Source organism: Staphylococcus sp. LKG3-1, from assembly GCF_048568385.1.
In the GTDB taxonomy this organism is placed as follows: Bacteria; Bacillota; Bacilli; order Staphylococcales; family Staphylococcaceae; genus Staphylococcus; species Staphylococcus saprophyticus.
In genome coordinates, this window is sequence record NZ_CP183796.1 from 923428 (window position 1) to 950379 (window position 26952).

Here is a 26952-nt window from a genome sequence, read left to right on the forward strand (position 1 = left end):
TGACTCCTTTGTTTGCTTAAATAAATTTCAAATTTTCTTATAATCATTTTTACATTGTATAACATATAACGATTCATTGCGTAGAAAAACATTCCAAAATTTTACTTATAACATAAAAAAAGACCTAAATCTATGTTTAGGTCAAGTAGAGGTAGAGTGACTAAATCATTCATATATAATATCACTTCCCATGACTGATAATTATATAAATAATGATTCTTCTATCACTAATTGAATTAATATTATACGTGCATTAATTCTTCTTTAGAAATTCTACCAAAATAAGTTTCAGCTTCTCTTAATTTTGAAGTACCAAATATCGGCTGTGTCTCTTGATTTAGCACACGATAGATATCACTCACTTTGTTACTTTGTAAGATGAAGCCATTACGACTATCAACAGTGTTCCAATAGATATCACTTGTTGTAGAATGGTTAGGATATGCACAATGATTACGAGAAATCGTTTGTACCATTTCTAGAGGATCACATCCAAATGTACTATTTAACACATCTGAATCTCTAAATAATGCACAAATTGACACACATGTTGTCCAGTTAGGTAATACTCTCTCTTTTTCTATTTGTACCAATGTCTTTTTAGAAAGACCTATTGTTTGGGCCATCGTATCTTGCGTATAACCTGCTTCAATACGTACCATTTTAAATTTTGTTTGAATTAAATCTGTGAAACTCTGTCTATCCATTACTTTAATCTACCTTTCATAAAAGAATATTTTATCCGGACACAAGAAATTGCAATAATACACGCTTCTTGAAACACAAATTACATCATAATACAATTTTTAGGAAAATAAAAGAGTGAAATGAAATTTTCATTGTTAATTATCATTGGCGCAATTATCAAAATAATCAATCTTATATCTTATAATATTTTAAAAACAAAAATCACTTTGTTTGTAAGCGTATTATTATTGTGAAATGTGTTATCAACTCAAATTACTTATTACTCTTTTAAGATAAAAACACTATTTATTATTATAGACCATTTTTCTTGTTTACGCATAGATAAACTACAAATTTCTCTAAATTAATTTAAATGATAGCTTTTGTTTACATTATTTAGAATTTTCATTATAATCTGAGTTACTTTTAAAATTTTGAGGTGCTTAATATGAAAAATACATATATATTACTAGCTAGATGTACAGACAGCGTAGGTTTAACGTCATTAATTACAACGATTATTGCGGATCATGGATCTAATATTTTACATTTAGATCATTTTACAGAGTATGAAAGCAACCAATCTGAAAATGGTAAATTATTTTTACGCTTAGAATTTGAACAAGTCACAGAACTTAAAGAAGCATTAGAATCGACTTTAAATCAATACGATATAAAATTTGAACTTTTCGATAATAATGATAAAACGAAAATCGCATTATTTGTTTCTAAAGAAGATCACGCATTTAACGAAGTGCTATTAAGAATACAACGAGGTGAATTGCCTGCAGAAATTGTATGTGTCGTAAGTAACCATGAAACAAACAGACATTTTGCTGAATCTTTGTCTATTCCATTTTATTATGTGCCAAATAATAAAGAGAAACAAGAAGTAGAGCAAGAGATACTTAATATTTGTAGCCATCACGAAATCGATCTCATTGTACTAGCAAAATATATGCAAATTTTAACTGATCATTTTGTAAGTCATTATCCAAACCAAATTATAAATATTCATCATTCATTCTTGCCATCATTTATCGGTGCAAATCCTTATAAACAAGCTTGGGAACGCGGTGTTAAACTTGTAGGCGCTACAAGTCATTATGTTACGTCGGATTTAGATGAAGGCCCAATTATCGAACAGGATGTCACACGCATAAATCATCGCTATAGTGTTCAAGATTTAAGAAAAATAGGACGTCACGTTGAATCAACCGTGCTAGCACAAGCAGTCGAATATCACGTACAACATAAAATTATTGTAAATGATGGAAATAAGACGATTGTCTTTAATTAACAAATATTTTTTGTGTACTAATCACTGTTTCAGAGATAAAAAATAAAATTTTTAAGAATTATATATTTTCTAAAACCTACTATTATAAATAGATACATTTAAAGTTATCTGAAACTCATTGTATTGACTTCAGATAACTTTATTATTTATATATAGTTCCACTTACTCCTGTAATATACTTCTTTAATTTACTTATATATCGTTCAATTCTGTTATACAACAGAATCTGACGATTATAAAATGATTTTGCGATTTCATTAATTTTTTTAAATTTTAATAGACTCGAAATACCAGTATATTGGAAAGCAATGATCTAATCGCACTATTCAATAATCTATTTTTATTCTCCCTATCATATGACTCAAAATATTCTATGTATCACATGATAATTCATTTACTTACATTCCAAAAATAATGTATAATTATTTTCACTAATATTAATAAAAACTAAATATGAAAGCGTGATATGTTCAAATGAATTCAGTATGGTTTATATTAAAGGAACAGTTGACGAACCTGTATTTAATTAAAAGACTAGCAGATTTCCAATTACGAATTTCTAACCATAACAACTATTTAGGTGTAGCTTGGGAAATCATTAATCCAGCATTGCAAATTGCAGTATATTGGTTTGTATTTGGTCTAGGTTTACGGAATAATGCTACTCATGATGGGATACCTTTTATTTATTGGCTTATTGTAGGTATAAGTATGTGGTTTTTTGTAAATCAAGGTGTTTTAGAGGGTACAAAAGCGATTGTATCAAAATACAATCAAGTTGCAAAAATGAAATTTCCATTATCTGTCATACCTAGTTACATTGTATTTAGTAGATTTTATGGACATCTCGGCTTATTGTTGATTGTGTTAATCATTTGCTTTTCGGGTGGATATCACCCTTCTATTTATTCATTACAATTATTAATTTATGTACCTTATGCCTTAATATTAACGACTATTATCTCAATATTAACATCAACTTTGGCCGTATTGATTCGTGATACGCAAATGGTTATTCAATCGTTAATGAGAATCATATTTTTTGTATCTTCCATATTATACGCACCTAAAAATGAAATTGTGGTAACAGTCATGAAATTAAACCCGATTTATTTTTTATCTGAAGGATACCGAGCCGCCCTATTGCACAAAGAATGGTATTTTATTAATCATTGGCATTTAACTGTTTATAATTTTGTACTTGTCTTGATTCTTTTTATCGTAGGAGCTGTCGTGCACATGCGTTATAGAGATCATTTTGCTGATTTTATGTAATTTATCATAATAAAGCCCCCTTACATTGATAGAACTACTTTTTCATTTTATGAAAATAAGGCATTCCTATACATAAGCTCTAGCTTTTGTATTCTATATAAAGTGTATCCGGGGCTTTATACATGTGCATTAGCTTAAATGTACATTATTTTCCACTTCTCAATTTAACCGCCCTTAGCTAAACGATGTAATCATTATTGAAACTCCACCATTATCCGACATTTCATATATGTAATTTGTAATAGACTATTCTCATGTTATACTCAATTAAAATAATTTATAAGTAAATGTTTTATCAATATATGACAAATAAACTTTAGATTGGGGAATTAATTATGCAAGTAGATATCAATCATCCCGTCATTGTTATAAGTGCTTCGTTAAAATTTTTTCAATTACAAACTGTTTCAGGGCAACTCATTTTGCTAGATGATCGTATCATCTTTAAATCTCTAGAGACAATGCAAATTGGAAATATTAAGGAGACATTTTTATTTACAGATATCAAAAGCTTGAAGACAGGTTTCTCACTTTCACCTTTTAGAATTACAATAATGGACCATGATGGTGAAACATGGATATTTGATCAAGTCCATCGTAAAGATGCAAAAAAATTTGTAGAACTGTATCATGCTATTACATAATACCCATTTAGCCTTCATCATTTTTAATACAAGTTACTAAAAAAATGTTTGTAACAGACAACTGATTATCAATTAAATTTGCCTATCAAACGTGCAACTTACTTATGTTATTGCACATATATTGCATCTAATTTAATCGGCTGTCAATACTTATCTTTATCATCTTTTCTGCCAAAGAAATAATCAATAATTAAAATGATAAAAGGTATAGATAATGTTATGAATACTGAATAATGACCTCTGTTTATAAAAAAGTATGTGCATATCACCGTTATTATTAAACAAATTGCTAAGACAATCAGTACATATAATTTATTTTTATTCATATGCATAGTGCTCCTTCAAATTTAGTTCAATCACAAGATAACATATGATGCAAATCACTTCTAATTTGATGATATCCGTGTTTCAGTGTTTATGATTATTAAAAATACGAACCTATTAAAGCATATCAGTACGCATTAAAAAGTCTGAGACAAAATAGATGTCTCAGACTTTTTCAATTAGGCAGTAGATGATTGAGTTGAAAATATAAAGACTCACTTATTTATAAAAACTATTTTTCCATTTTTATAGAAACAAATCGTTCTTTTGCATAAGCTAAAGCTTAGATATGCCACATAAAAATGCTAGTGAGACTTATGTATGCACGTTAGCTCAGGTAAAGCTTTATTCTAGTCATCTTTGCCTTGATTGCATAGGTAGGACGACGTAATCTATATTAGAAAATTTGATTTCTATGCCCTACCCTTTATTAATCTATATTTATTCATTAAGTGTACGTTCTTTTGCTAACTTTCTTTCTTCAGCATTTGAAATAACTAAAGCACATGCTGCGTCGCCTGTTATATTGACTGATGTTCTTGTCATATCAAGTAATCTATCAATCCCTAAAATAATACCGATGGCTGCTGGATCTAGTCCTACTGCATTTAATACCATTGCGAGCATAATCAATCCCACGCCAGGAACCCCAGCTGTACCAATAGATGCCACAACTGCTATAACGACAACTGTTATAATTTGCGAAACAGATAAAGTCACGCCAGAAATTTGAGCGATAAATATCGTTGCAACACCTTGCATTATGGCAGTACCATCCATGTTAATCGTTGCGCCTAAGGGTTGAACAAATGAAGCAATTTCCCGTCTAACCCCCATTTTTTTCGTGCATTCTAATGATACAGGTAAAGTAGCCGTAGAACTTGAAGCACTAAAACCTAATGTGATAGCTGGAATAAAGTCTTTGAAAAACTTTAATGGACTTGATTTTGCCACAAATTTAACGGCAGCACCATATACCACAAAGAAATGAATCCCTAACCCCAGTAAGACAATAAAGAAATACATACCTAATTGCTGGATTGCCCCAAATCCAGCACCAGTAAAGGCATGTGCTACAAGACCAAATGTACCAATTGGTGCAAAGACACTCATAATCATTGTTACAATATACATGAGTACATCATTGGTTTGTTCTAAAAATTTATGAACCATTTGTGCCTTTGAACCCACCATGATAATACCTACACCAATGAAAATAGCAAATGTAATAATTTGCAACATATTTTCATCCGTCATGGCTTGCAATGGATTTTTAGGAAATAAATTAATTAAAGTTTGATCAAATGTTTGTTTGGCGGCTGAATCTTGTGAACTGTCTTCTTTCTCTAATGTTTGTTGATAACTGGATACATCATCACTATTTAATAGTTCTGATTTTCCAGCACCGGGTTGTAATACTAAAGCCAATGTAATACCAATGATAATTGCAATCGCTGTCGTGGTTAAATAGAAGGTAATCGTTTTTATACCTATGCCCCCTAATAATTTTGGATCACCTACACCGACTACCCCTAAGACGATGGAAACAAAAACAACTGGCACTACTAACATAAAGATTAAATTCAGAAAGATTTGTCCGATAACATTAAATAGGTATTTATCTACGTTTTCTACAAAAGCTGTATTCGAAAATACATTAAAGATAGAACCAATTGCAATACCTAATACTAACGCGATGACAATCTTTAATGAAAGATGCTTCGTTTTCATAGCAATATCCCCCTTTTAGTTATTACTATTTATTATATAGTATTTTTATATAAATTAAAGTAATAATTCACCAAAATAGATATATTGCCATGCCATGCCATTATTTATGATCGTTTTATTACACACTATATTAAATTGTTTTGCATAGCATAAATTGCCGCCTGTGTACGATCCGTTACTTGAAGTTTACTAAATATATGGCTAACATGCGTTTTAATTGTTTTCTCTGATACAAAAAGTGTTTCTGCAATTTCTTTATTTGTTTTACCTTTTGCCATTTCCGTAAGTACTTCTGATTCCCTTTTTGAAAGCTTGTTTGCATAATGTGGCTTTTTACTTACTGTTTCAATGACATGTTGTGCTTGAGGATGAATAATTTTTTCTCCTGCAAGAACATGTTTTATTGTTTTTATTAATTGCTCAGGCTCTACATCTTTCATCTCATAACCATCTGCACCTTTATCAATTGCAGAAATAACATGTTCATCATCAATATAACTTGTTAACACTAATATTTTTACATTTGGATATTTTTTCTTCATCCATTCTGTAATTTCAATACCATTCATTTTTGGCATTACTAAATCTAATAATACAATATCGGGTAACGTGTTGTTTTCTAGATAATCTAAAAAGGTTTGACCATCTGAAAATCCACCTATAACCTCTAAATCTTCTACCGTTGATAATAAAAATTCTAATCCTTGCCTAACAATATGATGATCATCTACAAGTATAATTCGACTCATAACTTTCTTCCTTCCTATAACGACAACGGCACGCTTATATATATTTTAGTACCCTTGTTTTCAATTGATTCAATATCTAAATTACCATTTATCGCTTTCGCACGTTGTCTCATATTATTGATTCCATGTGAATAATTAAAATTTAATTGATTCATATTAAAACCTTTACCAAAATCTTTAATTTCCACGATTAAAGATTGATGATTTTGCGTCAATTTCACATTAATCTCATTTGTATTCGCATGTTTCTTAGTATTATTCATAGCTTCTTGGATAATACGGTAGACATTTTCTTCTATTAAACTTGGTAAATTAATCAAACCTTCAACTTTTACACTTAACTCAATTTGTAAAATATCACTATAGTTATTTAATGCATTTACTAATCCTTGTTCTAATCCAACAGGTTTAAGTTGCCAGATCAATGACCGCATCTCATTCACGGCTTGTTGACTTGTATCTTCTATTACATTAAACGCATTCCGTGATACTTCCTCTTTCGTAATACCCTGGGCAGCATGTGCAGTCAGTTTCACAGAAAATAATAATTGATTCACTGAATCATGTAAATCTCGAGCTAATCGATTTCTTTCACTGATACGAGCAGCTTCTTTTTCTTTATTTGTGAGAATAATTCGTTTGATAGCAGAACCTATTTGAAAAGCAACTGACTCTAGTAATTCTAAGTCCTCTTCACTGTAGCTTGTTTTATAAGGTGTCGCCACATTTAATAATCCAAACTGTTCTTCTCCTGAACGTAATGGCACCGTTGCATGATGTGTAATACCATTTGTTTCAGCATGATGTGCACGATTAGCTAAATTAATGCGAGAGCAATTTATAATATTTGATGCCTTAGTTAACTTTTTATTTTGATATGCTTGAACACACCAACACGTGCCTTCACACATGTATTTACAATTGTCTTTGGCTAACGCTCCTGGAAGCTCAAAATGCGAGACTAATTCATGTTGCCCTACATCATCTATAAAGAAAATCCATCCAGTAGTAAAATCCGTTCCTTCTATAAGATATCTCAACGCGCCATCCATCATGCTGTATGTTTCTGTTTCTTCATTTAAAAATTCAGCTATTTCTTTAAGTAATGCAAGTCTTGTCGGTTTTTCCATTTAACCATTCCATTCCGTTACTACTTTAATATATATTATACCTTCTTCATGTTAAATTTTAAAATGTTGCTTCTACAACATTAATAAATGCATTCATTTAAATTTTAAATATAGAATTCATTTGACTAATATTTTTAATACTTTCTTTATGGTATGATAATAGTTGATAATCAAGGAGGATACTATGAAATTTGAAATCCCTAATAAATATAATCAATTAACATTAAGAGAAATTTTTCAACAATTGCACTTACCAAAAAAAGATTTACACACTTTAAATATGTCGAAAGTAATTACCATTAACGAATCGCCTGGAACGCTCATGACTAAAGTAAATACTGGCGATAATGTTTATATTCCAACACCAGATGAAGTGAGTAATTACTTACCTAGTTACCGCTTCGCTCAAATTTATTATGAAGATGATGACATAGCAATTGTCATGAAACCAAAAGGTGTGAAAACACATCCAAATGATTTAAAAGAAAGTAATACATTAATGAACCATGTCATTTATACAATAAAAAGTGATTATGTAGAACCTATTCACCGATTAGACCAAGAAACAGTTGGTTTATTAATCGTCGCAAAAAACCCATTAATGAAAAAAATCTTAGACCGTATGCTAGAGGAAAATGAAATAGACCGTATATATAAAGCAAATGTACATAGTTTATTACCTATCAAACCTCAGACTATCGATATGCCTATTGGTAAAGATAAATTTCATTCTAATAAACGTCGTGTCTCTTCTACAGGTCAATCTGCAATCACACATATTTTAAATTCAAAAATGATTAAAGAAGACGTCTGTGAATTAGAAATAAAATTAGATACCGGTAGAACGCATCAAATTCGTGTACACTTAGCAGAAATTGGTCACCCAGTTATTGGTGATCCATTATATGGTAACTCTACGTTAAGAAAATTAGAATTAAATAGTCACAAAATAGAATTTATTCATCCACTCACACAAGAAAGTATAACTGTAAGTTTAGACGATGAAGTTTAATCATATAAAATAATTGCAATACCTTATCTCTATTAAAATAAGCTAGCATACTATTAAGTGTAAAAAAACTGTTGCATTTGATTATTCTGTAGTCAATTGCTAACGTTCAACGCATTAAAGTATAAAACAAAAAGAGCTAATCCATATGATAGGATTAGCTCTCTTAATTTAAATATTTGTATTTTCAGTGCTCTATGGAGTTTTATTTAGGTTCAACCATATCTTCTGGTTTAATCCATTGTTCGAATTGTTCTTCTGTAACATACCCTGAATTAATTGCTGATTCTTTTAAAGTAAGCCCTTCACGGTGAGCTTTTTTAGCGATACTAGCTGCTTTTTCATATCCAATGTGTGGATTCAAAGCAGTTACGAGCATTAATGATTGGTTTAAATAATTATCAATATTCTCTGGAATTGGCTCAATACCAACTGCACAATTATTATTAAATGTGTCCATACCATCTGCTAATAAATAAATTGACTGCAAGGTATTTAATAAAATAACTGGTTTGTATACATTGAGTTCAAAGTTACCTTGTGAACTTGCAATACCAACTGCTGTATCATTACCCATTACTTGAACTGCAACCATAGTTAACATTTCACATTGCGTTGGATTAACCTTACCAGGCATGATAGATGAACCAGGTTCATTCTCTGGTATGGAAATCTCAGCAAGACCCGCACGAGGTCCTGAAGCTAACCATCTTACATCATTGGCAATTTTCATTAGATCTGTTGCAAGTGCTTTAAGTGTACCATGCAATTGTACAACTTCGTCATGTGCTGTTAATGCATGGAATTTATTTTCAGATGATACAAAAGGATAGCCTGTATTTTCAGCTATAAATTTAGCTACTTTGTCACCAAACTCTGGATGTGCATTAATTCCTGTACCTACTGCAGTACCACCAATAGCTAAGTTTAAAATATGCGCTTTTGATTCACTTAACAACGTTTCACATTTATCTAACATATAACGCCAACCACTAATTTCTTGACCTAGTCGAATCGGTGTAGCATCTTGTAGATGCGTACGCCCAATTTTAATAATATCGTGATATTGTTCTTCTTTTTGTTTAAACGTATCTCTCAGTGTTTTTAATGCAGGTTCTAATTTTGTTTCAACTTCATTGTATAATGCAACATGCATTGCTGTTGGGAATGTATCATTAGAACTTTGAGATTTATTTACATCATCATTAGGATGAATAGACTCATCGATACCTTGCTCTTTTAAGTAAGTATTGGCAACATAACTTACAACTTCGTTTACATTCATATTACTTTGTGTACCACTCCCTGTTTGCCAAACAACAAGTGGGAAATGTTCATCTAATTCTTTATTTAATACGCGGTCACATGCATAGACAATCGCATCTTTTTTGGCATCTGATAATTTACCTAATGCATGATTAGCTAATGCTGCTCCTCTTTTTAATTGCGCAAATCCGTATACAACTTCAATTGGCATACGTTCTTTACCCACTGGAAAATTACGTTTACTTCTTTCTGTTTGTGCACCCCAGTATTTATCTGCAGGTACTTCAATTTCACCGAATGTATCATGTTCTATTCTTACTGACATTTATAATTCTCCCCTTCATTATTCATTGTTCGCTATTAGTATAGCATTAAACATTTTATAGGAGCAATCGTATTATATAGCGTTTTCATAATTCAATTGATAATTTTAAAATACATAAACAACAACACATTGATATTTTTTCTTTTATATAAAAAGGTAGCAGGAGAGTAATCAAATTTTTTAATCGTTTGTTTAAATAAGTGAGATTTTACCTTTTCAATTCAGTCATCTACTGCCTAAATGAAAAAAAGCGTCTGAGACATCTACTTTGTCTCAGACGCGATAATTGGAAATACAATTAAAATTTTTATATTAGATGAATGAACATAGTGACGTACATTTTATTAATCTTAAAAGCTCTATTATTAAAAATTGTCTTAACGCTCTTTAGTGATATTAACACTTTTAAATTGATTTTTTGCCGCTTGAATCACGCCAACTGCAGTTAAAATTAATAAGATCGCACCTATCACTAATGTAACTGGACTAATTGTTATTAATAATCCTAGGAAACCATCTAAATTATCATAAAAGCTACCTAAAGGCTTAAATAATAATACAGTTATAACAATACAACATAACACACTAATAATGACGCCTGTTTGATTACTTTTTACAAAAGTTGATGCATTCACTTGATCTACTAAACCTTGTGATAAATTAATTTGTAATTTAATAATTTTGAATAATACTGGTAAATAAAGCGCTCCAATTGCCATTGGAAAACCTTTTATAGAAATTAAATTTACAATAACAGCACTTATCATGATATATTTCCAATATTTGCTTAACATTTATATAATTCTCCTTAAATCAATAATGCTTTAATAATAACACATTCACATTTAACATGGCATTTCTTTTTTTACCACATGACTTCGAAAATAATCGTCATCACAATTACACAAAAAACCTTTGTGAACCATAATAATTCACAAAGGTGGCTTAAACTATTCATTTAAATCGGAACGTACTGCTGGGTCATGTGATTTATCTAATTTATCTTCATCATTTTCTTCAGAGATTTGTTCCATTTCTTTTCCTAATTCTACGACATCCTCTAAATCATCAACCATCGCGTTTTCTGACTCTAATTCATCACGATGTAGATTATTTTGATTTTTATCTAAACTCATTGCAATCACCTCACATATAAATTATGCAAAACGTGCAGTGAAATAATGTCTAACATCTTCTGGTAAACCTTCAGCAGCCGCTTCATCTAAAATAACATTAACCATACGGTGCGCTTTTAAATCTGAAGGTTCAAAACTTGTTTTACCATTTTCTTCATAAAGTTTATGAACGACTTCTTTTTTATTGCTACCTGTAATAATTAAAATAACTTCACGTGACGAGAATAAACCTTGATTCACACTTACATCTAATTTACCATTTGTATCAATAGAAAGTACTTGTGTAATTAATTTCCCTTTATTTTCTTTAGTTTTGATTTTATCTTTAATAAATGATTCCGTATCTTCACCAAATGAAACATTGAAGATTTGGCCTTCTGGAACACCAAGTGCTTCAAAGTATGATTTATTGTTATCATAATCCAGAATATTAATTTGACTAAAATCTACTGCATGTTTATCAACATTTTTCTTTAATTCATCCAATACTGGTGCATTGTCACTTGAAAGGTGTACACCAGCAATTGTTGTTGGATTGTTGTTAAATTGTTTTCTTAAGATATCTGCAGCATATTCCGCTACAACTTGTTCATTTTCTAAAACTTTAAAGTTCATTGCCATAGTAATTACACTCCTCTTTCTCTTTGTCTATTAAGACGCGTTCTAGCATTATTTTTATTATTACCCTTGTTACAGTAACCATAAACTATTCACTTAATTTAACTTATGATTCTTCTGATTTAAATTATATTTAGGCTTAACTTCATTATACAAAGCTTTAACTATAATTTCATTCATTTTAAACAATTAATGTAACCCAGGGAAACTTTGTTGTCTTAAAGCTTCGTATATAAGTAATGAAGCTGTATTAGATAGATTTAATGATCTAATATTATCATTCATTGGTATTCTTAAGGCAGTTTCAGCATAAGCATCTTTTACCCAATCAGGTAATCCAGTTGTTTCTCGTCCAAATATGAAAAAGTGGTCATGTTCTGTATCTGTGAAATCAAAATCTGAATACGTCTTTTTACCAAATTTAGTCAACAAATAGTATGTACCATCTGTGTTTTCAAAAAATGATTCAATGTTTTCATAATAGGTAATGTTCACAGATTCCCAATAATCTAAGCCTGCACGTTTTAACATTTTATCATCTGTACTAAAACCTAATGGCTTAATTAAATGTAAATGTGTATATGTACCAGCGCATGTTCTAGCAATACTGCCTGTATTACCAGGTATTTGTGGCTGAAATAATACTATATGGTTTGTCATGCTTTTATTCGCTCCTCATTTCAAGTCCTTTTATCATTTCTACTTGGACTTCTTCTATTTCATCATTATAATGTTGTTCTATAAAAGGCCTTGCCGCTTCACCTTGAATTTGACCTATTGCCCAATATGCAGTACCACGAATCATGGGTCTAGGATCATTCAAAGCTACTTCTTGTAATTCTGATATTGCAGTTTCATCTTTAAAATGCGCTAATGCGACGATAGCATTCCGCTGTATCGGTTTCTTCCCTCTCCATGCACCTGCTAAATGACCATAAGTGTTTTTAAATTCCTTATTACTCATTTGCAACAAAGGCACCAACCTAGGTTTCAAAATTTCTGGTTCTAATACGATATCATCTTGTTGAGTATTGATTCCTTTATTTCTTGGACAAACTTGCTGACATGTATCACAACCATATAAACGATTACCAATTTTATAACGATATTCATCAGCTAAATACCCTTTAGTTTGCGTTAAAAAGCTGATACATTTTTGACTATTTAATTGTCCATCACCAACAAGTGCTCCAGTTGGGCAACGATCAACACAAATGGTACAATCACCACAACTATCGATTAACGGATCATCTGGTGGAAAAGGTATACTTACAAGCATTTCACCTAGATATGTCCATGTACCTAATTCTGGATTAATAACAAAACCGTTTCTACCTACGTAACCTAAGCCCGCGCGTTCAGCAACTGCGCGATCTGAAAGTACACCAGTATCTACCATTGATTGTATTTCTACACCAGGTACTTTTTCTTCTAAATACGCACCTAATTTATCTAGGCGTTTCCTCATAATCGAATGATAGTCTTGTCCCCACGATGCTCGTGCAAACATACCACGGCGATCACCACGAACACTTTTAGGAGCGCCTTTCAATTTATTAGGATAACCCACTGCAATTGCAATGATTGATCTAGCTGTCGGCAGCGATAACTTCGGTTCAGTTCTCAATTCGATATCCGATTCTTCGAAACCAGATGCATAGCCTTTCGCATGATAGTCAGCTAACTTTTGTTTCAACTCATCAAAAGGATCAGCTGTAGTAAAACCAATACTATCGATACCAATTGTATGAGCATAATCTATGACATCTTGTTTCAATTGGTTTAAATCCATTTAATTACACCCCACATTAAAAACATACATTCCATAGTTTAACACATTCCGAAGTGTTTAGCGTATGACATATTTTAGTTTTTCATGACAAAATTAAAAACCAAGTATCTAAAGTTACGATTATTAATTAATCTAACCTTAAATGCTTGGTTTCAACAGCTTATAGTACTCTACTCAAGAAGTTTTTAGTTCTTTCATGTTGTTGATGATCAAAAATATCTGTTGGCGATCCAGATTCAACAATCACGCCATCTGCCATAAAGACCACTTTATCACTTACATCCCTTGCAAAGTTCATTTCATGTGTGACAACGACCATTGTCATACCTTCTTTTGCTAGATCTTTCATTACCTTAAGCACATCACCAACAACTTCAGGATCAAGTGCTGACGTTGGTTCATCAAATAATAACACTTCAGGATTCATTGCCAATGCTCTAGCAATTGCAACCCTCTGCTTTTGTCCACCAGATAATTGAGAGGGATAAGCGTCTGCTTTATCTGCTAATCCAACCTTTTCAAGTAATGATTTCGCCTGTTGTTTTAAATTAGCGATATTATCTTTTTTCAATAAACTTGGCGCTAATATAACATTATCTATGACCTTTTTATGAGGAAACAAATTAAAATTTTGAAATACCATCCCCATTTGTTGACGTAAGGTTTCTAACTCAGTGCTGTTATGAGTTAAATGTTGTTCTTTAAAAATAACTTCCCCACTAGTCGGTGTTTCTAACAAATTCATGCAACGAAGTAATGTACTTTTCCCACTACCAGAAGGACCAATGATTGCGACGACTTCACCTTGATTAACCGTTAAATCAATTCCTTTGAGCACTTCATTTTTACCAAAAGATTTATATAAATTTTTAATATTAATCACTAACTTTCATTCTCCCTTCAAAGTAATACATCACTCTAGATAATGTAAATGTAAGAATAAAGTATAGTATTGCAGCAACGATTAATGGTGTAAATGGATCAAATGACGCACCTTGTACAACTTGTGCATTGAACATTATTTCACTAACACCAATGACTGAAACAATTGACGATTCTTTAATTACCGTTACAAATTCATTACCTAAAGCCGGTAAAATATTTTTAATAGCTTGTGGTAAAATAACTGACTTCATTGTCTGACCATAAGTTAAACCTAAACTACGTGCTGCTTCAGTTTGTCCACTATCAACAGCGTTAATACCTGCTCTTATTATTTCGGCAATATATGCTGAACAATTAATTACTAAAGCAATCATACCGCATATAAGCGCTGATATATTTAATCCAAGAACTGCTGTTGTTCCAAAGTAAACAAGGAATACTTGAACTAAAAGCGGTGTCCCTCTTAGGAATTCAATATAAGCTGAAGCAAGCCAACTTAATAATTTAATTTTGCTTAACTTAAGTAAAGCAATACCAGCACCAAACACTGTCCCTAATAGAACACCAACAATGGAAATTAATATCGTGTTCTGAATACCTTTTAAGAAGAAATTACCATACTTAGTGAAAAAATTACCGTCATCTTTTTTCATTGCTTCTGCCGCAGAAGCTTTATAATCCTTAATTAAATTATTATCTTTAACATCTTTGATAGATGCATTCAATTTTTCCATTAATTTTGGAGAATGTTTCGGAGCAGCGATTGCTGTACTTTTTGTACCTTCATTAAATTTAACATTTTCAGCAAATGTTAAATCTTTATTTTGTTTCAAATAAGCTTCAGCTACTGGTCCTTCGATGACCATTCCTTTTACCTTACCACTCTTTAATGACATGATTACTTCTGGAACTCTAGTCAAAGATTGTACCTGTGCATTATCAATTTCACTCTGAGCAATTTTTTCTTGTTGTGTTTGTTTTTGAACACCTATTTTTTTATTTGCAAAATCATCAATATCTTTTAAATTATCTGCATCTGATTTTTTTATTATCATTTTTTGTTGGACTGTCATATATGGGTTAGAAAAATCTACTTCTTTTTCACGCTCTGGTGTTGGTGTCATACCAGAAATAATTAAATCGACTTTTCCAGTCTTAATTGCTCCCAATAAACTGTCAAATTGCATATTTACAATTTTTAATTTCAGATGATTATCTTTAGCTACTTTTTTAGCTAAGTCAATATCGATACCTGCATATTCCGATTTACCATTTACATTATGCTCAAATTCATATGGTGCATAATCTGCAGATAAACCTACGCGTAATTCACCACGCGCTTTTATTTTATCCCATTGATCCTGTTCCGCTCCATGTGCAACAGGGCTAATGTAAGTTAATATACCGCTACTAATTAAAATAACAGTCATAATCAATTTAATCATGTGTTTCATTTTCTAACCCCTTTCTATATAATTCATTATTATACATAATTACGAAATAATATTCAATATAATTTTAGGAATCTATTTAAACTTATATAAACAGCTAATTACCTCAAATTCTGTCCCTTGAGTATAAAAAAAGAGAGCCTGGGACAAAACTAGATGTCTCAGACTCTTGTTCAATTAGGCACTGAATGACTAAATTGAAAATGTATAGCCTACTTATTTTAAAGAAACTATTTTTCCTATTCTTATGGAAAAGAGTAGTTCTTATACATAGGCTAAATCTTATATATAATTCTAGTGAAACTTATACATGCACGTTAGCTCAGGCAGACCTTTATCATAGTTATCTCTGCCTTGGTTACATAGGTGGAACTACAAAAGACCCACTAGAAAATTTAATTTCTGCCCTATGCTTCATAATCAATTACAGGTTGCTGTCATGCTTGTTAATATACATTAATTTATACTCTATACCTTAAAGTAAAATATATAGACATAGAAAATAATATTGACACTATAATAAACTTAAAGTTTTAGATTTTTAGACTTAACTACACCTATACAATACCTTGAAAATGTATAGATATTCATTTTCTTAGATAACCAACTGCCATACACAAATTCAAAACACTTTATTGTTTTGGTATTTCAAATCTATATATGTCATCTGAATAACTGCCTATGAATTTTTTACATAATTCATGTACAAAAAATGCTGCTACAAATGGAATAATAAGATAACCAAAAATTAAAAGGATAATATTTATTACTGGATCACCATCCATCCGATTAAATGCGTTTATTGGCCCTACTAAACCTGTATAACCAAAACCAGCAGACATTGGTGTCCCTTGAATTCCTATGAAATAAGCAATTAACCCTCCTATGATACCATTAATAACTAAAGGCACCGCGATGATTAAATGTTTAAAGTATACTGGAATCATCATTTTAGCTGCACCAATAATTAATACAAGATTGACACCTGCACCATTCACTCGTATTGAACCGAATAAAAATGTTACACAAGCTGCTACAATACCCATATTAGCTGCACCACTTCCTAAACCAGACAAACCAATTGCAGTGGCAATTGCTACCACAGATATGGGTGTAACCATTAATAAAGAATATGTAACACAGATAAGGATAGACATCAACATAGGATTCAGTTCTGTAAAAGAACTCACTAAATGTCCAATTCCTTTCGTCACATTCGATACATACCCTAGTGTATAAATACCTATAATGCCACTTACAACCGGAATCACTACCGGTAAAATAATCATTTCAAGCGATCCTAATTTGTTTTGAAGTATTAAATATAAAAAACAGGCTACCATGACTACTAATATCGTATTTATAATATCTCCAATACCATTTAACATAAAACCGTTTGATGTTATTTTTACTGCCCCACTACCAAGCATTGCAGAAACGCCAACCATCGTTGCACCAGCACCACTAAATTTAAATTGATGCGCTGCTAATACTCCAATAATAAAAGCCATAAATGATTGAATTAATACAACCAATTGATACACTGATTCTAATAATTGATTACCTTCTTTGAAGAATTTTAATAACTCTCCTAACAATGCATTCGGTATTAATGCAATTACAACACCAGCACCCACAGCTTGAAGTATGTTGCTAAAAAATTGTTTACTACTATTGTTTTTAGTTTTACTCTTAGACATTCATTTTCCTCCAAATAAAGCATTAGACTCATAATATTATACTTTCTTAAAAACCACAATATAAAGTTATAATGGTAAATATAATATCAATGATTTATATTCTTTTTTTAAATTTAAAACAAAACGTATATTTGACATAAAAAAAGAACCTCGTAGATACGAGGTTCAAAAACAAACAGAGTCTGTTTATTACTATAGTTATACCGGTGGTCGGGATCGAACCGACACTCCAAGAAGGAACGGGATTTTGAGTCCCGCGCGTCTGCCAATTCCGCCACACCGGCTCAATAAATAATTGAGCGATCACTTATTTTACAAAAAGTAACCGTTTATGTTCGAAACAGCATAAATACATTATATAACTTAGAACTTTTGTCGTCAATAGATTTCTTAATAAAGAGCGTAATCACTAGCTTTTGAAAGAAAAACACCTTACTAAAAAAGTATAAATTGTCACTATTCATAATATCTTTGCCTTATAAATAAATTAAACTAATTACCACGTCTTAATTTAAATAAATTCATCATTTTTAATTAGAATCAAATTATTAAGTACAAATCAAATTAACTATTTACTTAAAAATCAATCTAAAATTATTTCATTTTCCTTTTCACCAATCATTTGTGTTATTTGGTTAAATTCATTCATTACAGCTACTTTAGGTACGTGATTTATAAGCTCAGTTTCATTTAATTGAACATATGTCATAATAATCACAACATCGTCTACTTCTACTAACCTAGAAGCAGCTCCATTTAAGCATATCTTACCACTTCCACGTTCTCCTTCAATAACATAGGTTTCAAAACGTGCACCATTATTATTATTTACAATTGCCACTTTCTCATTGGGTAATATATCTACTGCTTCCAATATATCTTTATCAATCGTAATACTACCTACATAGTTTAAATTAGATTCTGTTACTCTTGCTCTGTGAATTTTTCCATTCATCATTGTACGTATCATAGAAATTATAGCTCCTATAGTTCAAATTTTTAATTATACATAAATCAAGTATTAATTATTACTTCATATAACATAACCACTTAATAATACCACATTGATTAAGACGTTAAAATAATATTTACCTCAATATAAATAAACAACAATCCAAAGTGATTATTAAATTTATATACTTAAAAAAGTGTAAAAAAAAACTTCCTTAATGGAAGAATAAATGGAGCGGAAGATAGGACTTACACCTATACCTCATTCCGGGAAGGAATGTGTTCTAAAAGTTGAACTACTCCCGCAAAATAATATGGAGCGGAAGATAGGACTTACACCTACACCTCGTTCCGGGAAAGAACGTGTTCTAAAAGTTGAACTACCCCCGCATGGGATATAATAATTTAATATGGAGCGGAAGATAGGACTTACACCTATACCTCATTCCGGGAAGGAACGTGTTCTAAAAGTTGAACTACTCCCGCATATTGTTGAAGGCGGCAACCGGATTTGAACCGGTGATAAAGGTTTTGCAGACCTCTGCCTTACCACTTGGCTATGCCGCCAATAAAAAACTGGGCTAGCTGGATTCGAACCAGCGCGTGATGGAGTCAAAGTCCATTGCCTTACCGCTTGGCTATAGCCCAATAATACTAAGGGCGGATGATGGGAATCGAACCCACGAGTGTCGGAACCACAATCCGATGCGTTAACCACTTCGCCACAACCGCCATGGCAGGGGCAGTAGGAATCGAACCCACATCAAAGGTTTTGGAGACCTCTATTCTACCGTTGAAATATGCCCCTATTAAATTAAATAAATGGTGGAGGGGGGCAGATTCGAACTGCCGAACCCGAAGGAGCGGATTTACAGTCCGCCGCGTTTAGCCACTTCGCTACCCCTCCAAAAGATGGTGCCGGCCAGAGGACTTGAACCCCCAACCTACTGATTACAAGTCAGTTGCTCTACCAGTTGAGCTAGGCCGGCTTGCATTAAAAATGGTTCAGGACAGAATCGAACTGCCGACACATGGAGCTTCAATCCATTGCTCTACCAACTGAGCTACTGAACCATAATAAATGGCGGTCCCGATGGGATTCGAACCCACGATCTCCTGCGTGACAGGCAGGCGTGTTAACCGCTACACTACGGGACCTTTTAAAAATTGCGGGAGGCGGATTTGAACCACCGACCTTCGGGTTATGAGCCCGACGAGCTACCGAACTGCTCCATCCCGCGTTAATAATATAAATGGCGGAGGAAGAGGGATTCGAACCCCCGCGAGCCGTTAAGCTCCTGTCGGTTTTCAAGACCGATCCCTTCAGCCGGACTTGGGTATTCCTCCACAAATATTAGCTAAAAATAAATTATATTCAATTATTATAAAGATGGCGGAGGAAGAGGGATTCGAACCCCCGCGGGCCGTTAAGCCCCTGTCGGTTTTCAAGACCGATCCCTTCAGCCGGACTTGGGTATTCCTCCAAAATTATATGGACCTTGCAGGACTCGAACCTGCGACCGAACGGTTATGAGCCGTTAGCTCTAACCAACTGAGCTAAAGGTCCTAAATATAATTTACAACTAATAATTAGTGGCGGTGGAGGGGATCGAACCCCCGACCTCACGGGTATGAACCGTACGCTCTAGCCAGCTGAGCTACACCGCCGTTGTATTTTAGTTTGTATTAAATATGGTGGAGACTAGCGGGATCGAACCGCTGACCTCCTGCGTGCAAAGCAGGCGCTCTCCCATCTGAGCTAAGCCCCCATATACAAATTTTCAGGGAATCGGGAAGACAGGATTCGAACCTGCGACCCCTTGGTCCCAAACCAAGTGCTCTACCAAGCTGAGCTACTTCCCGTAAATTAGTGCGCCCAATAGGGGTCGAACCTATAACCTCTTGATTCGTAGTCAAGTACTCTATCCAGTTGAGCTATGGGCGCATAATTTTTATAGGATGATGCCGAGGACCGGAATCGAACCGGTACGATAATCACTTATCGCAGGATTTTAAGTCCTGTGCGTCTGCCAGTTCCGCCACCCCGGCAAAATAATGGAGCAGAAGACGGGATTCGAACCCGCGACCCCGACCTTGGCAAGGTCGTATTCTACCGCTGAACTACTTCTGCATATGCGGGTGAAGGGAGTCGAACCCCCACGCCGTAAGGCGCTAGATCCTAAGTCTAGTGCGTCTGCCAATTCCGCCACACCCGCGATATTAAAATGATAATGGTGAGCCATAGTGGGCTCGAACCACTGACCCTCTGATTAAAAGTCAGATGCTCTACCAACTGAGCTAATGGCTCATCAAAATGGTGCCGGCCAGAGGACTTGAACCCCCAACCTACTGATTACAAGTCAGTTGCTCTACCAGTTGAGCTAGGCCGGCTAAATTAAATAAATGGTGGAGGATGACGGGTTCGAACCGCCGACCCTCTGCTTGTAAGGCAGATGCTCTCCCAGCTGAGCTAATCCTCCATATAAATTGCCTGGCAACGTCCTACTCTTGCGGAACGTAAGTCCGACTACCATCGGCGCTAAGGAGCTTAACTTCTGTGTTCGGCATGGGAACAGGTGTGACCTCCTTGCCATTGTCACCAGACAATGAAATGTATGAAATTATACATTCAAAACTAGATAGTAAGTAAAATATGATTCAACCAAACAAAACATTTAAAATTTGATTAAGTCTTCGATCGATTAGTATTCGTCAGCTGCACATATCGCTATGCTTCCACCTCGAACCTATTAACCTCATCATCTTTGAGGGATCTTATAACCGAAGTTGGGAAATCTCATCTTGAGGGGGGCTTCATGCTTAGATGCTTTCAGCACTTATCCCGTCCATACATAGCTACCCAGCGATGCCGTTGGCACGACAACTGGTACACCAGAGGTATGTCCATCCCGGTCCTCTCGTACTAAGGACAGCTCCTCTCAAATTTCCTACGCCCACGACGGATAGGGACCGAACTGTCTCACGACGTTCTGAACCCAGCTCGCGTACCGCTTTAATGGGCGAACAGCCCAACCCTTGGGACCGACTACAGCCCCAGGATGCGATGAGCCGACATCGAGGTGCCAAACCTCCCCGTCGATGTGAACTCTTGGGGGAGATAAGCCTGTTATCCCCGGGGTAGCTTTTATCCGTTGAGCGATGGCCCTTCCATGCGGAACCACCGGATCACTAAGTCCGTCTTTCGACCCTGCTCGACTTGTAAGTCTCGCAGTCAAGCTTCCTTATGCCTTTACACTCTATGAATGATTTCCAACCATTCTGAGGAAACCTTTGAGCGCCTCCGTTACTCTTTAGGAGGCGACCGCCCCAGTCAAACTGCCCATCTGACACTGTCTCCCACCATGATAAATGGTGCGGGTTAGAAATCCAACACAGCGAGGGTAGTATCCCACCAACGCCTCCACGTAAGCTAGCGCTCACGTATCTCAGGCTCCTACCTATCCTGTACAAGCTGTGCCGAATTTCAATATCAGACTACAGTAAAGCTCCACGGGGTCTTTCCGTCCTGTCGCGGGTAACCTGCATCTTCACAGGTACTATGATTTCACCGAGTCTCTCGTTGAGACAGTGCCCAAATCGTTACGCCTTTCGTGCGGGTCGGAACTTACCCGACAAGGAATTTCGCTACCTTAGGACCGTTATAGTTACGGCCGCCGTTTACTGGGGCTTCGATTCGTAGCTTCGCAGAAGCTAACCACTCCTCTTAACCTTCCAGCACCGGGCAGGCGTCAGCCCCTATACATCACCTTACGGTTTAGCAGAGACCTGTGTTTTTGATAAACAGTCGCTTGGGCCTATTCACTGCGGCTCTCCTGGGCGTTAACCCTAAAGAGCACCCCTTCTCCCGAAGTTACGGGGTCATTTTGCCGAGTTCCTTAACGAGAGTTCGCTCGCTCACCTTAGAATTCTCATCTTGACTACCTGTGTCGGTTTGCGGTACGGGCACCACAATTCTAGCTAGAGGCTTTTCTTGGCAGTGTGAAATCAACGACTCGAGGAAACAATTTCCTCTCCCCATCACAGCTCAATCTTAAGAGTGCCGGATTTGCCTAACACTCAATCTCACTGCTTGGACGTACAATCCAATCGTACGCTTCGCCTATCCTACTGCGTCCCCCCATCGCTTAAAACGAATAATGGTGGTACAGGAATATCAACCTGTTATCCATCGCCTACGCCTATCGGCCTCAGCTTAGGACCCGACTAACCCAGAGCGGACGAGCCTTCCTCTGGAAACCTTAGTCAATCGGTGGACGGGATTCTCACCCGTCTTTCGCTACTCACACCGGCATTCTCACTTCTAAGCGCTCCACATGTCCTTGCGATCATGCTTCAACGCCCTTAGAACGCTCTCCTACCATTGTCCTTACGGACAATCCACAGCTTCGGTAATATGTTTAGCCCCGGTACATTTTCGGCGCAGTGTCACTCGACTAGTGAGCTATTACGCACTCTTTAAATGATGGCTGCTTCTAAGCCAACATCCTAGTTGTCTGGGCAACGCCACATCCTTTTCCACTTAACATATATTTTGGGACCTTAGCTGGTGGTCTGGGCTGTTTCCCTTTCGAACACGGACCTTATCACCCGCGTTCTGACTCCCAAGTTAAATTGATTGGCATTCGGAGTTTGTCTGAATTCGGTAACCCGATAAGGGCCCCTCGTCCAAACAGTGCTCTACCTCCAATAATCATCACTTGAGGCTAGCCCTAAAGCTATTTCGGAGAGAACCAGCTATCTCCAGGTTCGATTGGAATTTCTCCGCTACCCACAACTCATCCGCTCACTTTTCAACGTAAGTCGGTTCGGTCCTCCATTCAGTGTTACCTGAACTTCAACCTGGTCATGGGTAGATCACCTGGTTTCGGGTCTACGACCAAATACTCAACGCCCTATTCAGACTCGCTTTCGCTACGGCTCCACATTCACTGCTTAACCTTGCATCAAATCGTAACTCGCCGGTTCATTCTACAAAAGGCACGCCATCACCCATTAACGGGCTCTGACTACTTGTAAGCACACGGTTTCAAGTTCTATTTCACTCCCCTTCCGGGGTACTTTTCACCTTTCCCTCACGGTACTGGTTCACTATCGGTCACTAGAGAGTATTTAGCCTTGGGAGATGGTCCTCCCAGATTCCGACGGAATTTCTCGTGTTCCGTCGTACTCAGGATCCACTCAAGAGTGAACAAACTTTCGACTACAGGATTATTACCTTCTTTGATTCATCTTTCCAGATGATTCGTCTAGTCTGTTCTTTTGTAACTCCGTATAGAGTGTCCTACAACCCCAACAAGCAAGCTCATTGGTTTGGGCTCTTCCCGTTTCGCTCGCCGCTACTCAGGGAATCGATTTTTCTTTCTCTTCCTGCGGGTACTAAGATGTTTCAGTTCTCCGCGTCTGCCTTCAGATATGCTATGTATTCACATATCGATAACACGACATAACTCGTGCTGGGTTTCCCCATTCGGAAATCTCTGGATCAAAGCTTACTTACAGCTCCCCAAAGCATATCGTCGTTAGTAACGTCCTTCGTCGGCTTCTAGTGCCAAGGCATCCACCGTGCGCCCTTAATAACTTAATCTTTTTTGACTTTCAACACGAACAAGTCGGTTGAAAACCCAAAATGTTATTAATCTGTGAGTGTTCTTTCGAACACTAGCGATTATTTCTTTTTGAATTCAAAGCTTGTTAAAAAACTCTAATTCACTCGGTTTTGCTTGGTAAAATCATAAATTTTACTTACTTATCTAGTTTTCAATGTACAAAATTTTTCATGGTGGAGACTAGCGGGATCGAACCGCTGACCTCCTGCGTGCAAAGCAGGCGCTCTCCCATCTGAGCTAAGCCCCCATAAAAACTTATTAAAATCAATGGTGGGCCTAAGTGGACTCGAACCACCGACCTCACGCTTATCAGGCGTGCGCTCTAACCAGCTGAGCTATAGGCCCATTCACGATGTGAATACTCCAATGAGCATTCAAAACTGAATACAATGTGTCAATGTTATTCCTGCATCTTCATAAGAAGATGTTCCGAATATATCCTTAGAAAGGAGGTGATCCAGCCGCACCTTCCGATACGGCTACCTTGTTACGACTTCACCCCAATCATTTGTCCCACCTTCGACGGCTAGCTCCATAAATGGTTACTCCACCGGCTTCGGGTGTTACAAACTCTCGTGGTGTGACGGGCGGTGTGTACAAGACCCGGGAACGTATTCACCGTAGCATGCTGATCTACGATTACTAGCGATTCCAGCTTCATGTAGTCGAGTTGCAGACTACAATCCGAACTGAGAACAACTTTATGGGATTTGCATGACCTCGCGGTTTAGCTGCCCTTTGTATTGTCCATTGTAGCACGTGTGTAGCCCAAATCATAAGGGGCATGATGATTTGACGTCATCCCCACCTTCCTCCGGTTTGTCACCGGCAGTCAACCTAGAGTGCCCAACTTAATGATGGCAACTAAGCTTAAGGGTTGCGCTCGTTGCGGGACTTAACCCAACATCTCACGACACGAGCTGACGACAACCATGCACCACCTGTCACTTTGTCCCCCGAAGGGGAAGGCTCTATCTCTAGAGTTTTCAAAGGATGTCAAGATTTGGTAAGGTTCTTCGCGTTGCTTCGAATTAAACCACATGCTCCACCGCTTGTGCGGGTCCCCGTCAATTCCTTTGAGTTTCAACCTTGCGGTCGTACTCCCCAGGCGGAGTGCTTAATGCGTTAGCTGCAGCACTAAGGGGCGGAAACCCCCTAACACTTAGCACTCATCGTTTACGGCGTGGACTACCAGGGTATCTAATCCTGTTTGATCCCCACGCTTTCGCACATCAGCGTCAGTTACAGACCAGAAAGTCGCCTTCGCCACTGGTGTTCCTCCATATCTCTGCGCATTTCACCGCTACACATGGAATTCCACTTTCCTCTTCTGCACTCAAGTTTCCCAGTTTCCAATGACCCTCCACGGTTGAGCCGTGGGCTTTCACATCAGACTTAAGAAACCGCCTACGCGCGCTTTACGCCCAATAATTCCGGATAACGCTTGCCACCTACGTATTACCGCGGCTGCTGGCACGTAGTTAGCCGTGGCTTTCTGATTAGGTACCGTCAAGACGTGCACAGTTACTTACACGTTTGTTCTTCCCTAATAACAGAGTTTTACGAGCCGAAACCCTTCATCACTCACGCGGCGTTGCTCCGTCAGGCTTTCGCCCATTGCGGAAGATTCCCTACTGCTGCCTCCCGTAGGAGTCTGGACCGTGTCTCAGTTCCAGTGTGGCCGATCACCCTCTCAGGTCGGCTACGTATCGTCGCCTTGGTAAGCCGTTACCTTACCAACTAGCTAATACGGCGCGGGTCCATCTATAAGTGATAGCAAAACCATCTTTCACTTTAGAACCATGCGGTTCCAAATGTTATCCGGTATTAGCTCCGGTTTCCCGAAGTTATCCCAGTCTTATAGGTAGGTTACCCACGTGTTACTCACCCGTCCGCCGCTAACGTCAAAGGAGCAAGCTCCTTATCTGTTCGCTCGACTTGCATGTATTAGGCACGCCGCCAGCGTTCATCCTGAGCCAGGATCAAACTCTCCATAAATGAATTATGATGTTTGATTAGCTCATAAAATACTAATTTGTGTTATCTCTAACACTTGTTTTGAACCAACAATTTAATGTTGCGTTCGGAATTAACGTTGACATATTGCAATTCAGTTTTCAATGTTCATTAATACGTTACAAGAATTTATTATAACATTAAGTTTTTGTTAAGTCAACAATAAATTTTTGTTGTTTTTTATTAAGTTTGTTGCGTTTTTTAACTCAACATTTAATATTGTATTATCTTTCAACTATATTAACAAGTGTCAAATTTACACTTTTGATAATTTCTGTTGATTCGATTTATATTGCAGTGCGTCGTGTTTTGACGACTTTTATATAATATCAAGAT

At 35.9% G+C, this 26952-nt stretch carries 19 protein-coding genes, 28 tRNA genes and 3 rRNA genes; 4 read left to right on the top strand and 46 right to left on the bottom strand.

The window, feature by feature from the left end:
• Nucleotides 1–242: 242 nt before the first annotated feature.
• Nucleotides 243–707, bottom strand: a complete 465-nt coding sequence (xdrA, locus tag ACM595_RS04460; RefSeq protein WP_002482887.1) for an XRE family transcriptional regulator XdrA — start codon at nucleotides 705–707, stop codon at nucleotides 243–245.
• 428 nt (nucleotides 708–1135) lie between these two features.
• On the opposite strand from xdrA, the gene purU reads away from it, so the two are divergent.
• The 3 genes from purU (at nucleotide 1136) to ACM595_RS04475 (ending at nucleotide 3906) form a co-directional block, all read left to right on the top strand.
• Entirely contained in the window at nucleotides 1136–1987 is an 852-nt protein-coding gene (purU, locus tag ACM595_RS04465) for a formyltetrahydrofolate deformylase (RefSeq protein WP_002482886.1), read from the top strand.
• Nucleotides 1988–2461: 474 nt separating this feature from the next.
• Nucleotides 2462–3262, top strand: coding sequence for an ABC transporter permease (locus ACM595_RS04470; protein ID WP_115340513.1), 801 nt, complete (start codon nucleotides 2462–2464; stop codon nucleotides 3260–3262).
• 335 nt (nucleotides 3263–3597) lie between these two features.
• The gene (locus ACM595_RS04475; RefSeq protein WP_115340512.1) at nucleotides 3598–3906 is read left to right on the top strand and encodes a hypothetical protein; all 309 of its coding nucleotides are present in this window, start codon (nucleotides 3598–3600) and stop codon (nucleotides 3904–3906) included.
• A 143-nt stretch (nucleotides 3907–4049) separates the two neighbouring features.
• On the opposite strand, the gene ACM595_RS04480 is transcribed toward ACM595_RS04475, so the two are convergent.
• The 4 genes from ACM595_RS04480 to ACM595_RS04495 form a co-directional block, all read right to left on the bottom strand.
• A complete protein-coding gene (locus tag ACM595_RS04480; protein ID WP_037538151.1) occupies nucleotides 4050–4232 on the bottom strand; it encodes a hypothetical protein in 183 nt (60 codons plus the stop codon).
• Nucleotides 4233–4671: 439 nt separating this feature from the next.
• Nucleotides 4672–5961: a dicarboxylate/amino acid:cation symporter gene (locus ACM595_RS04485; RefSeq protein ID WP_002482883.1), complete on the bottom strand. Its 1290-nt coding sequence runs from the start codon at nucleotides 5959–5961 to the stop codon at nucleotides 4672–4674.
• 125 nt (nucleotides 5962–6086) lie between these two features.
• Complete coding sequence (locus ACM595_RS04490; protein ID WP_002482882.1) at nucleotides 6087–6710, bottom strand: response regulator; 624 nt, start codon at nucleotides 6708–6710, stop codon at nucleotides 6087–6089.
• Nucleotides 6711–6724: 14 nt separating this feature from the next.
• Complete coding sequence (locus tag ACM595_RS04495; protein ID WP_002482881.1) at nucleotides 6725–7840, bottom strand: GAF domain-containing sensor histidine kinase; 1116 nt, start codon at nucleotides 7838–7840, stop codon at nucleotides 6725–6727.
• Nucleotides 7841–8024: 184 nt separating this feature from the next.
• On the opposite strand from ACM595_RS04495, the gene ACM595_RS04500 reads away from it, so the two are divergent.
• A complete protein-coding gene (locus ACM595_RS04500; protein WP_002482880.1) occupies nucleotides 8025–8852 on the top strand; it encodes an RluA family pseudouridine synthase in 828 nt (275 codons plus the stop codon).
• A 202-nt stretch (nucleotides 8853–9054) separates the two neighbouring features.
• On the opposite strand, the gene fumC is transcribed toward ACM595_RS04500, so the two are convergent.
• The 41 genes from fumC to ACM595_RS04705 all read right to left on the bottom strand — a co-directional run bounded on the left by fumC (nucleotide 9055) and on the right by ACM595_RS04705 (nucleotide 26598).
• On the bottom strand, nucleotides 9055–10440 hold the full coding sequence (gene fumC / locus ACM595_RS04505; protein WP_002482879.1) for a class II fumarate hydratase: 1386 nt from the start codon (nucleotides 10438–10440) through the stop codon (nucleotides 9055–9057).
• A 377-nt stretch (nucleotides 10441–10817) separates the two neighbouring features.
• Nucleotides 10818–11234 carry a hypothetical protein gene (locus ACM595_RS04510; RefSeq protein WP_011302806.1) on the bottom strand — a complete coding sequence of 139 codons (417 nt, stop codon included), beginning with the start codon at nucleotides 11232–11234 and terminating at the stop codon, nucleotides 10818–10820.
• A gap of 156 nt (nucleotides 11235–11390) precedes the next feature.
• Nucleotides 11391–11576 carry an SAS053 family DNA gyrase inhibitor gene (locus tag ACM595_RS04515; protein WP_011302805.1) on the bottom strand — a complete coding sequence of 62 codons (186 nt, stop codon included), beginning with the start codon at nucleotides 11574–11576 and terminating at the stop codon, nucleotides 11391–11393.
• A 21-nt stretch (nucleotides 11577–11597) separates the two neighbouring features.
• Nucleotides 11598–12197: a 6-phosphogluconolactonase gene (locus ACM595_RS04520; protein WP_002482876.1), complete on the bottom strand. Its 600-nt coding sequence runs from the start codon at nucleotides 12195–12197 to the stop codon at nucleotides 11598–11600.
• Between the two features lie 186 nt (nucleotides 12198–12383).
• Nucleotides 12384–12854, bottom strand: a complete 471-nt coding sequence (trmL, locus tag ACM595_RS04525; protein WP_002482875.1) for a tRNA (uridine(34)/cytosine(34)/5-carboxymethylaminomethyluridine(34)-2'-O)-methyltransferase TrmL — start codon at nucleotides 12852–12854, stop codon at nucleotides 12384–12386.
• 4 nt (nucleotides 12855–12858) lie between these two features.
• Nucleotides 12859–13986 (bottom strand): tRNA epoxyqueuosine(34) reductase QueG, encoded by a 1128-nt coding sequence (gene queG / locus ACM595_RS04530; protein ID WP_002482874.1) that lies wholly within the window; start codon nucleotides 13984–13986, stop codon nucleotides 12859–12861.
• 160 nt (nucleotides 13987–14146) lie between these two features.
• Complete coding sequence (locus tag ACM595_RS04535; protein WP_002482873.1) at nucleotides 14147–14869, bottom strand: amino acid ABC transporter ATP-binding protein; 723 nt, start codon at nucleotides 14867–14869, stop codon at nucleotides 14147–14149.
• A complete protein-coding gene (locus tag ACM595_RS04540) occupies nucleotides 14862–16325 on the bottom strand; it encodes an ABC transporter substrate-binding protein/permease (protein ID WP_002482872.1) in 1464 nt (487 codons plus the stop codon). Before ACM595_RS04540 ends, ACM595_RS04535 begins: the two co-directional genes overlap by 8 nt.
• Before the next feature lie 629 nt (nucleotides 16326–16954).
• Nucleotides 16955–18022, bottom strand: coding sequence for a PTS transporter subunit IIC (locus tag ACM595_RS04545; RefSeq protein WP_041080130.1), 1068 nt, complete (start codon nucleotides 18020–18022; stop codon nucleotides 16955–16957).
• Nucleotides 18023–18223: 201 nt separating this feature from the next.
• A tRNA-Leu gene (locus tag ACM595_RS04550) sits at nucleotides 18224–18306 on the bottom strand.
• A gap of 299 nt (nucleotides 18307–18605) precedes the next feature.
• Entirely contained in the window at nucleotides 18606–18992 is a 387-nt protein-coding gene (gene panD, locus ACM595_RS04555; protein ID WP_002482870.1) for an aspartate 1-decarboxylase, read from the bottom strand.
• 212 nt (nucleotides 18993–19204) lie between these two features.
• Nucleotides 19205–19279: transfer RNA gene (locus ACM595_RS04560), tRNA-Gly, on the bottom strand.
• Between the two features lie 9 nt (nucleotides 19280–19288).
• Nucleotides 19289–19363, bottom strand: a tRNA-Gly gene (locus ACM595_RS04565).
• Between the two features lie 21 nt (nucleotides 19364–19384).
• Nucleotides 19385–19459: transfer RNA gene (locus ACM595_RS04570), tRNA-Gly, on the bottom strand.
• A 10-nt stretch (nucleotides 19460–19469) separates the two neighbouring features.
• Nucleotides 19470–19540 (bottom strand) — tRNA-Cys (locus tag ACM595_RS04575).
• Nucleotides 19541–19549: 9 nt separating this feature from the next.
• A tRNA-Gln gene (locus tag ACM595_RS04580) sits at nucleotides 19550–19621 on the bottom strand.
• Nucleotides 19622–19632: 11 nt separating this feature from the next.
• Nucleotides 19633–19705: transfer RNA gene (locus ACM595_RS04585), tRNA-His, on the bottom strand.
• 2 nt (nucleotides 19706–19707) lie between these two features.
• Nucleotides 19708–19781: transfer RNA gene (locus ACM595_RS04590), tRNA-Trp, on the bottom strand.
• Between the two features lie 15 nt (nucleotides 19782–19796).
• Nucleotides 19797–19880: transfer RNA gene (locus ACM595_RS04595), tRNA-Tyr, on the bottom strand.
• Between the two features lie 6 nt (nucleotides 19881–19886).
• Nucleotides 19887–19962 (bottom strand) — tRNA-Thr (locus ACM595_RS04600).
• Between the two features lie 12 nt (nucleotides 19963–19974).
• Nucleotides 19975–20047, bottom strand: a tRNA-Phe gene (locus ACM595_RS04605).
• An 8-nt stretch (nucleotides 20048–20055) separates the two neighbouring features.
• A tRNA-Asp gene (locus tag ACM595_RS04610) sits at nucleotides 20056–20131 on the bottom strand.
• Nucleotides 20132–20140: 9 nt separating this feature from the next.
• A tRNA-Met gene (locus ACM595_RS04615) sits at nucleotides 20141–20214 on the bottom strand.
• Between the two features lie 13 nt (nucleotides 20215–20227).
• A tRNA-Ser gene (locus ACM595_RS04620) sits at nucleotides 20228–20320 on the bottom strand.
• A 44-nt stretch (nucleotides 20321–20364) separates the two neighbouring features.
• A tRNA-Ser gene (locus ACM595_RS04625) sits at nucleotides 20365–20457 on the bottom strand.
• A gap of 9 nt (nucleotides 20458–20466) precedes the next feature.
• Nucleotides 20467–20540 (bottom strand) — tRNA-Ile (locus ACM595_RS04630).
• 27 nt (nucleotides 20541–20567) lie between these two features.
• Nucleotides 20568–20641 (bottom strand) — tRNA-Met (locus ACM595_RS04635).
• A 25-nt stretch (nucleotides 20642–20666) separates the two neighbouring features.
• Nucleotides 20667–20742: transfer RNA gene (locus tag ACM595_RS04640), tRNA-Ala, on the bottom strand.
• A gap of 20 nt (nucleotides 20743–20762) precedes the next feature.
• Nucleotides 20763–20836 (bottom strand) — tRNA-Pro (locus ACM595_RS04645).
• 8 nt (nucleotides 20837–20844) lie between these two features.
• A tRNA-Arg gene (locus ACM595_RS04650) sits at nucleotides 20845–20918 on the bottom strand.
• A gap of 18 nt (nucleotides 20919–20936) precedes the next feature.
• Nucleotides 20937–21022, bottom strand: a tRNA-Leu gene (locus ACM595_RS04655).
• Nucleotides 21023–21029: 7 nt separating this feature from the next.
• Nucleotides 21030–21104: transfer RNA gene (locus ACM595_RS04660), tRNA-Gly, on the bottom strand.
• A gap of 3 nt (nucleotides 21105–21107) precedes the next feature.
• A tRNA-Leu gene (locus ACM595_RS04665) sits at nucleotides 21108–21189 on the bottom strand.
• A 16-nt stretch (nucleotides 21190–21205) separates the two neighbouring features.
• A tRNA-Lys gene (locus ACM595_RS04670) sits at nucleotides 21206–21281 on the bottom strand.
• Between the two features lie 7 nt (nucleotides 21282–21288).
• A tRNA-Thr gene (locus ACM595_RS04675) sits at nucleotides 21289–21364 on the bottom strand.
• A gap of 13 nt (nucleotides 21365–21377) precedes the next feature.
• Nucleotides 21378–21453: transfer RNA gene (locus tag ACM595_RS04680), tRNA-Val, on the bottom strand.
• Nucleotides 21454–21462: 9 nt separating this feature from the next.
• Nucleotides 21463–21577: ribosomal RNA gene (gene rrf, locus ACM595_RS04685) — 5S ribosomal RNA — on the bottom strand.
• 78 nt (nucleotides 21578–21655) lie between these two features.
• A 23S ribosomal RNA gene (locus ACM595_RS04690) occupies nucleotides 21656–24578 on the bottom strand.
• 193 nt (nucleotides 24579–24771) lie between these two features.
• Nucleotides 24772–24847 (bottom strand) — tRNA-Ala (locus tag ACM595_RS04695).
• Nucleotides 24848–24868: 21 nt separating this feature from the next.
• Nucleotides 24869–24945, bottom strand: a tRNA-Ile gene (locus ACM595_RS04700).
• 100 nt (nucleotides 24946–25045) lie between these two features.
• A 16S ribosomal RNA gene (locus ACM595_RS04705) occupies nucleotides 25046–26598 on the bottom strand.
• The 16S, 23S and 5S rRNA genes sit together here with 27 tRNA genes alongside, the layout of an rRNA operon.
• Nucleotides 26599–26952: the final 354 nt, after the last annotated feature.

What these genes read in the sequence shown, in the direction of transcription:
- fumC (WP_002482879.1), bottom strand. Translation starts at nt 10,440, where the DNA reads ATGTCAGTAAGAATAGAACATGATACATTCGGTGAAATTGAAGTACCT.
- xdrA (WP_002482887.1), bottom strand. Translation starts at nt 707, where the DNA reads ATGGATAGACAGAGTTTCACAGATTTAATTCAAACAAAATTTAAAATG.
- ACM595_RS04510 (WP_011302806.1), bottom strand. Translation starts at nt 11,234, where the DNA reads ATGTTAAGCAAATATTGGAAATATATCATGATAAGTGCTGTTATTGTA.
- trmL (WP_002482875.1), bottom strand. Translation starts at nt 12,854, where the DNA reads ATGACAAACCATATAGTATTATTTCAGCCACAAATACCTGGTAATACA.
- ACM595_RS04485 (WP_002482883.1), bottom strand. Translation starts at nt 5,961, where the DNA reads ATGAAAACGAAGCATCTTTCATTAAAGATTGTCATCGCGTTAGTATTA.
- ACM595_RS04540 (WP_002482872.1), bottom strand. Translation starts at nt 16,325, where the DNA reads ATGAAACACATGATTAAATTGATTATGACTGTTATTTTAATTAGTAGC.
- ACM595_RS04495 (WP_002482881.1), bottom strand. Translation starts at nt 7,840, where the DNA reads ATGGAAAAACCGACAAGACTTGCATTACTTAAAGAAATAGCTGAATTT.
- ACM595_RS04470 (WP_115340513.1), top strand. Translation starts at nt 2,462, where the DNA reads ATGAATTCAGTATGGTTTATATTAAAGGAACAGTTGACGAACCTGTAT.
- panD (WP_002482870.1), bottom strand. Translation starts at nt 18,992, where the DNA reads ATGATACGTACAATGATGAATGGAAAAATTCACAGAGCAAGAGTAACA.
- purU (WP_002482886.1), top strand. Translation starts at nt 1,136, where the DNA reads ATGAAAAATACATATATATTACTAGCTAGATGTACAGACAGCGTAGGT.
- ACM595_RS04515 (WP_011302805.1), bottom strand. Translation starts at nt 11,576, where the DNA reads ATGAGTTTAGATAAAAATCAAAATAATCTACATCGTGATGAATTAGAG.
- queG (WP_002482874.1), bottom strand. Translation starts at nt 13,986, where the DNA reads ATGGATTTAAACCAATTGAAACAAGATGTCATAGATTATGCTCATACA.
- ACM595_RS04500 (WP_002482880.1), top strand. Translation starts at nt 8,025, where the DNA reads ATGAAATTTGAAATCCCTAATAAATATAATCAATTAACATTAAGAGAA.
- ACM595_RS04490 (WP_002482882.1), bottom strand. Translation starts at nt 6,710, where the DNA reads ATGAGTCGAATTATACTTGTAGATGATCATCATATTGTTAGGCAAGGA.
- ACM595_RS04475 (WP_115340512.1), top strand. Translation starts at nt 3,598, where the DNA reads ATGCAAGTAGATATCAATCATCCCGTCATTGTTATAAGTGCTTCGTTA.
- ACM595_RS04520 (WP_002482876.1), bottom strand. Translation starts at nt 12,197, where the DNA reads ATGGCAATGAACTTTAAAGTTTTAGAAAATGAACAAGTTGTAGCGGAA.
- ACM595_RS04545 (WP_041080130.1), bottom strand. Translation starts at nt 18,022, where the DNA reads ATGTCTAAGAGTAAAACTAAAAACAATAGTAGTAAACAATTTTTTAGC.
- ACM595_RS04480 (WP_037538151.1), bottom strand. Translation starts at nt 4,232, where the DNA reads ATGAATAAAAATAAATTATATGTACTGATTGTCTTAGCAATTTGTTTA.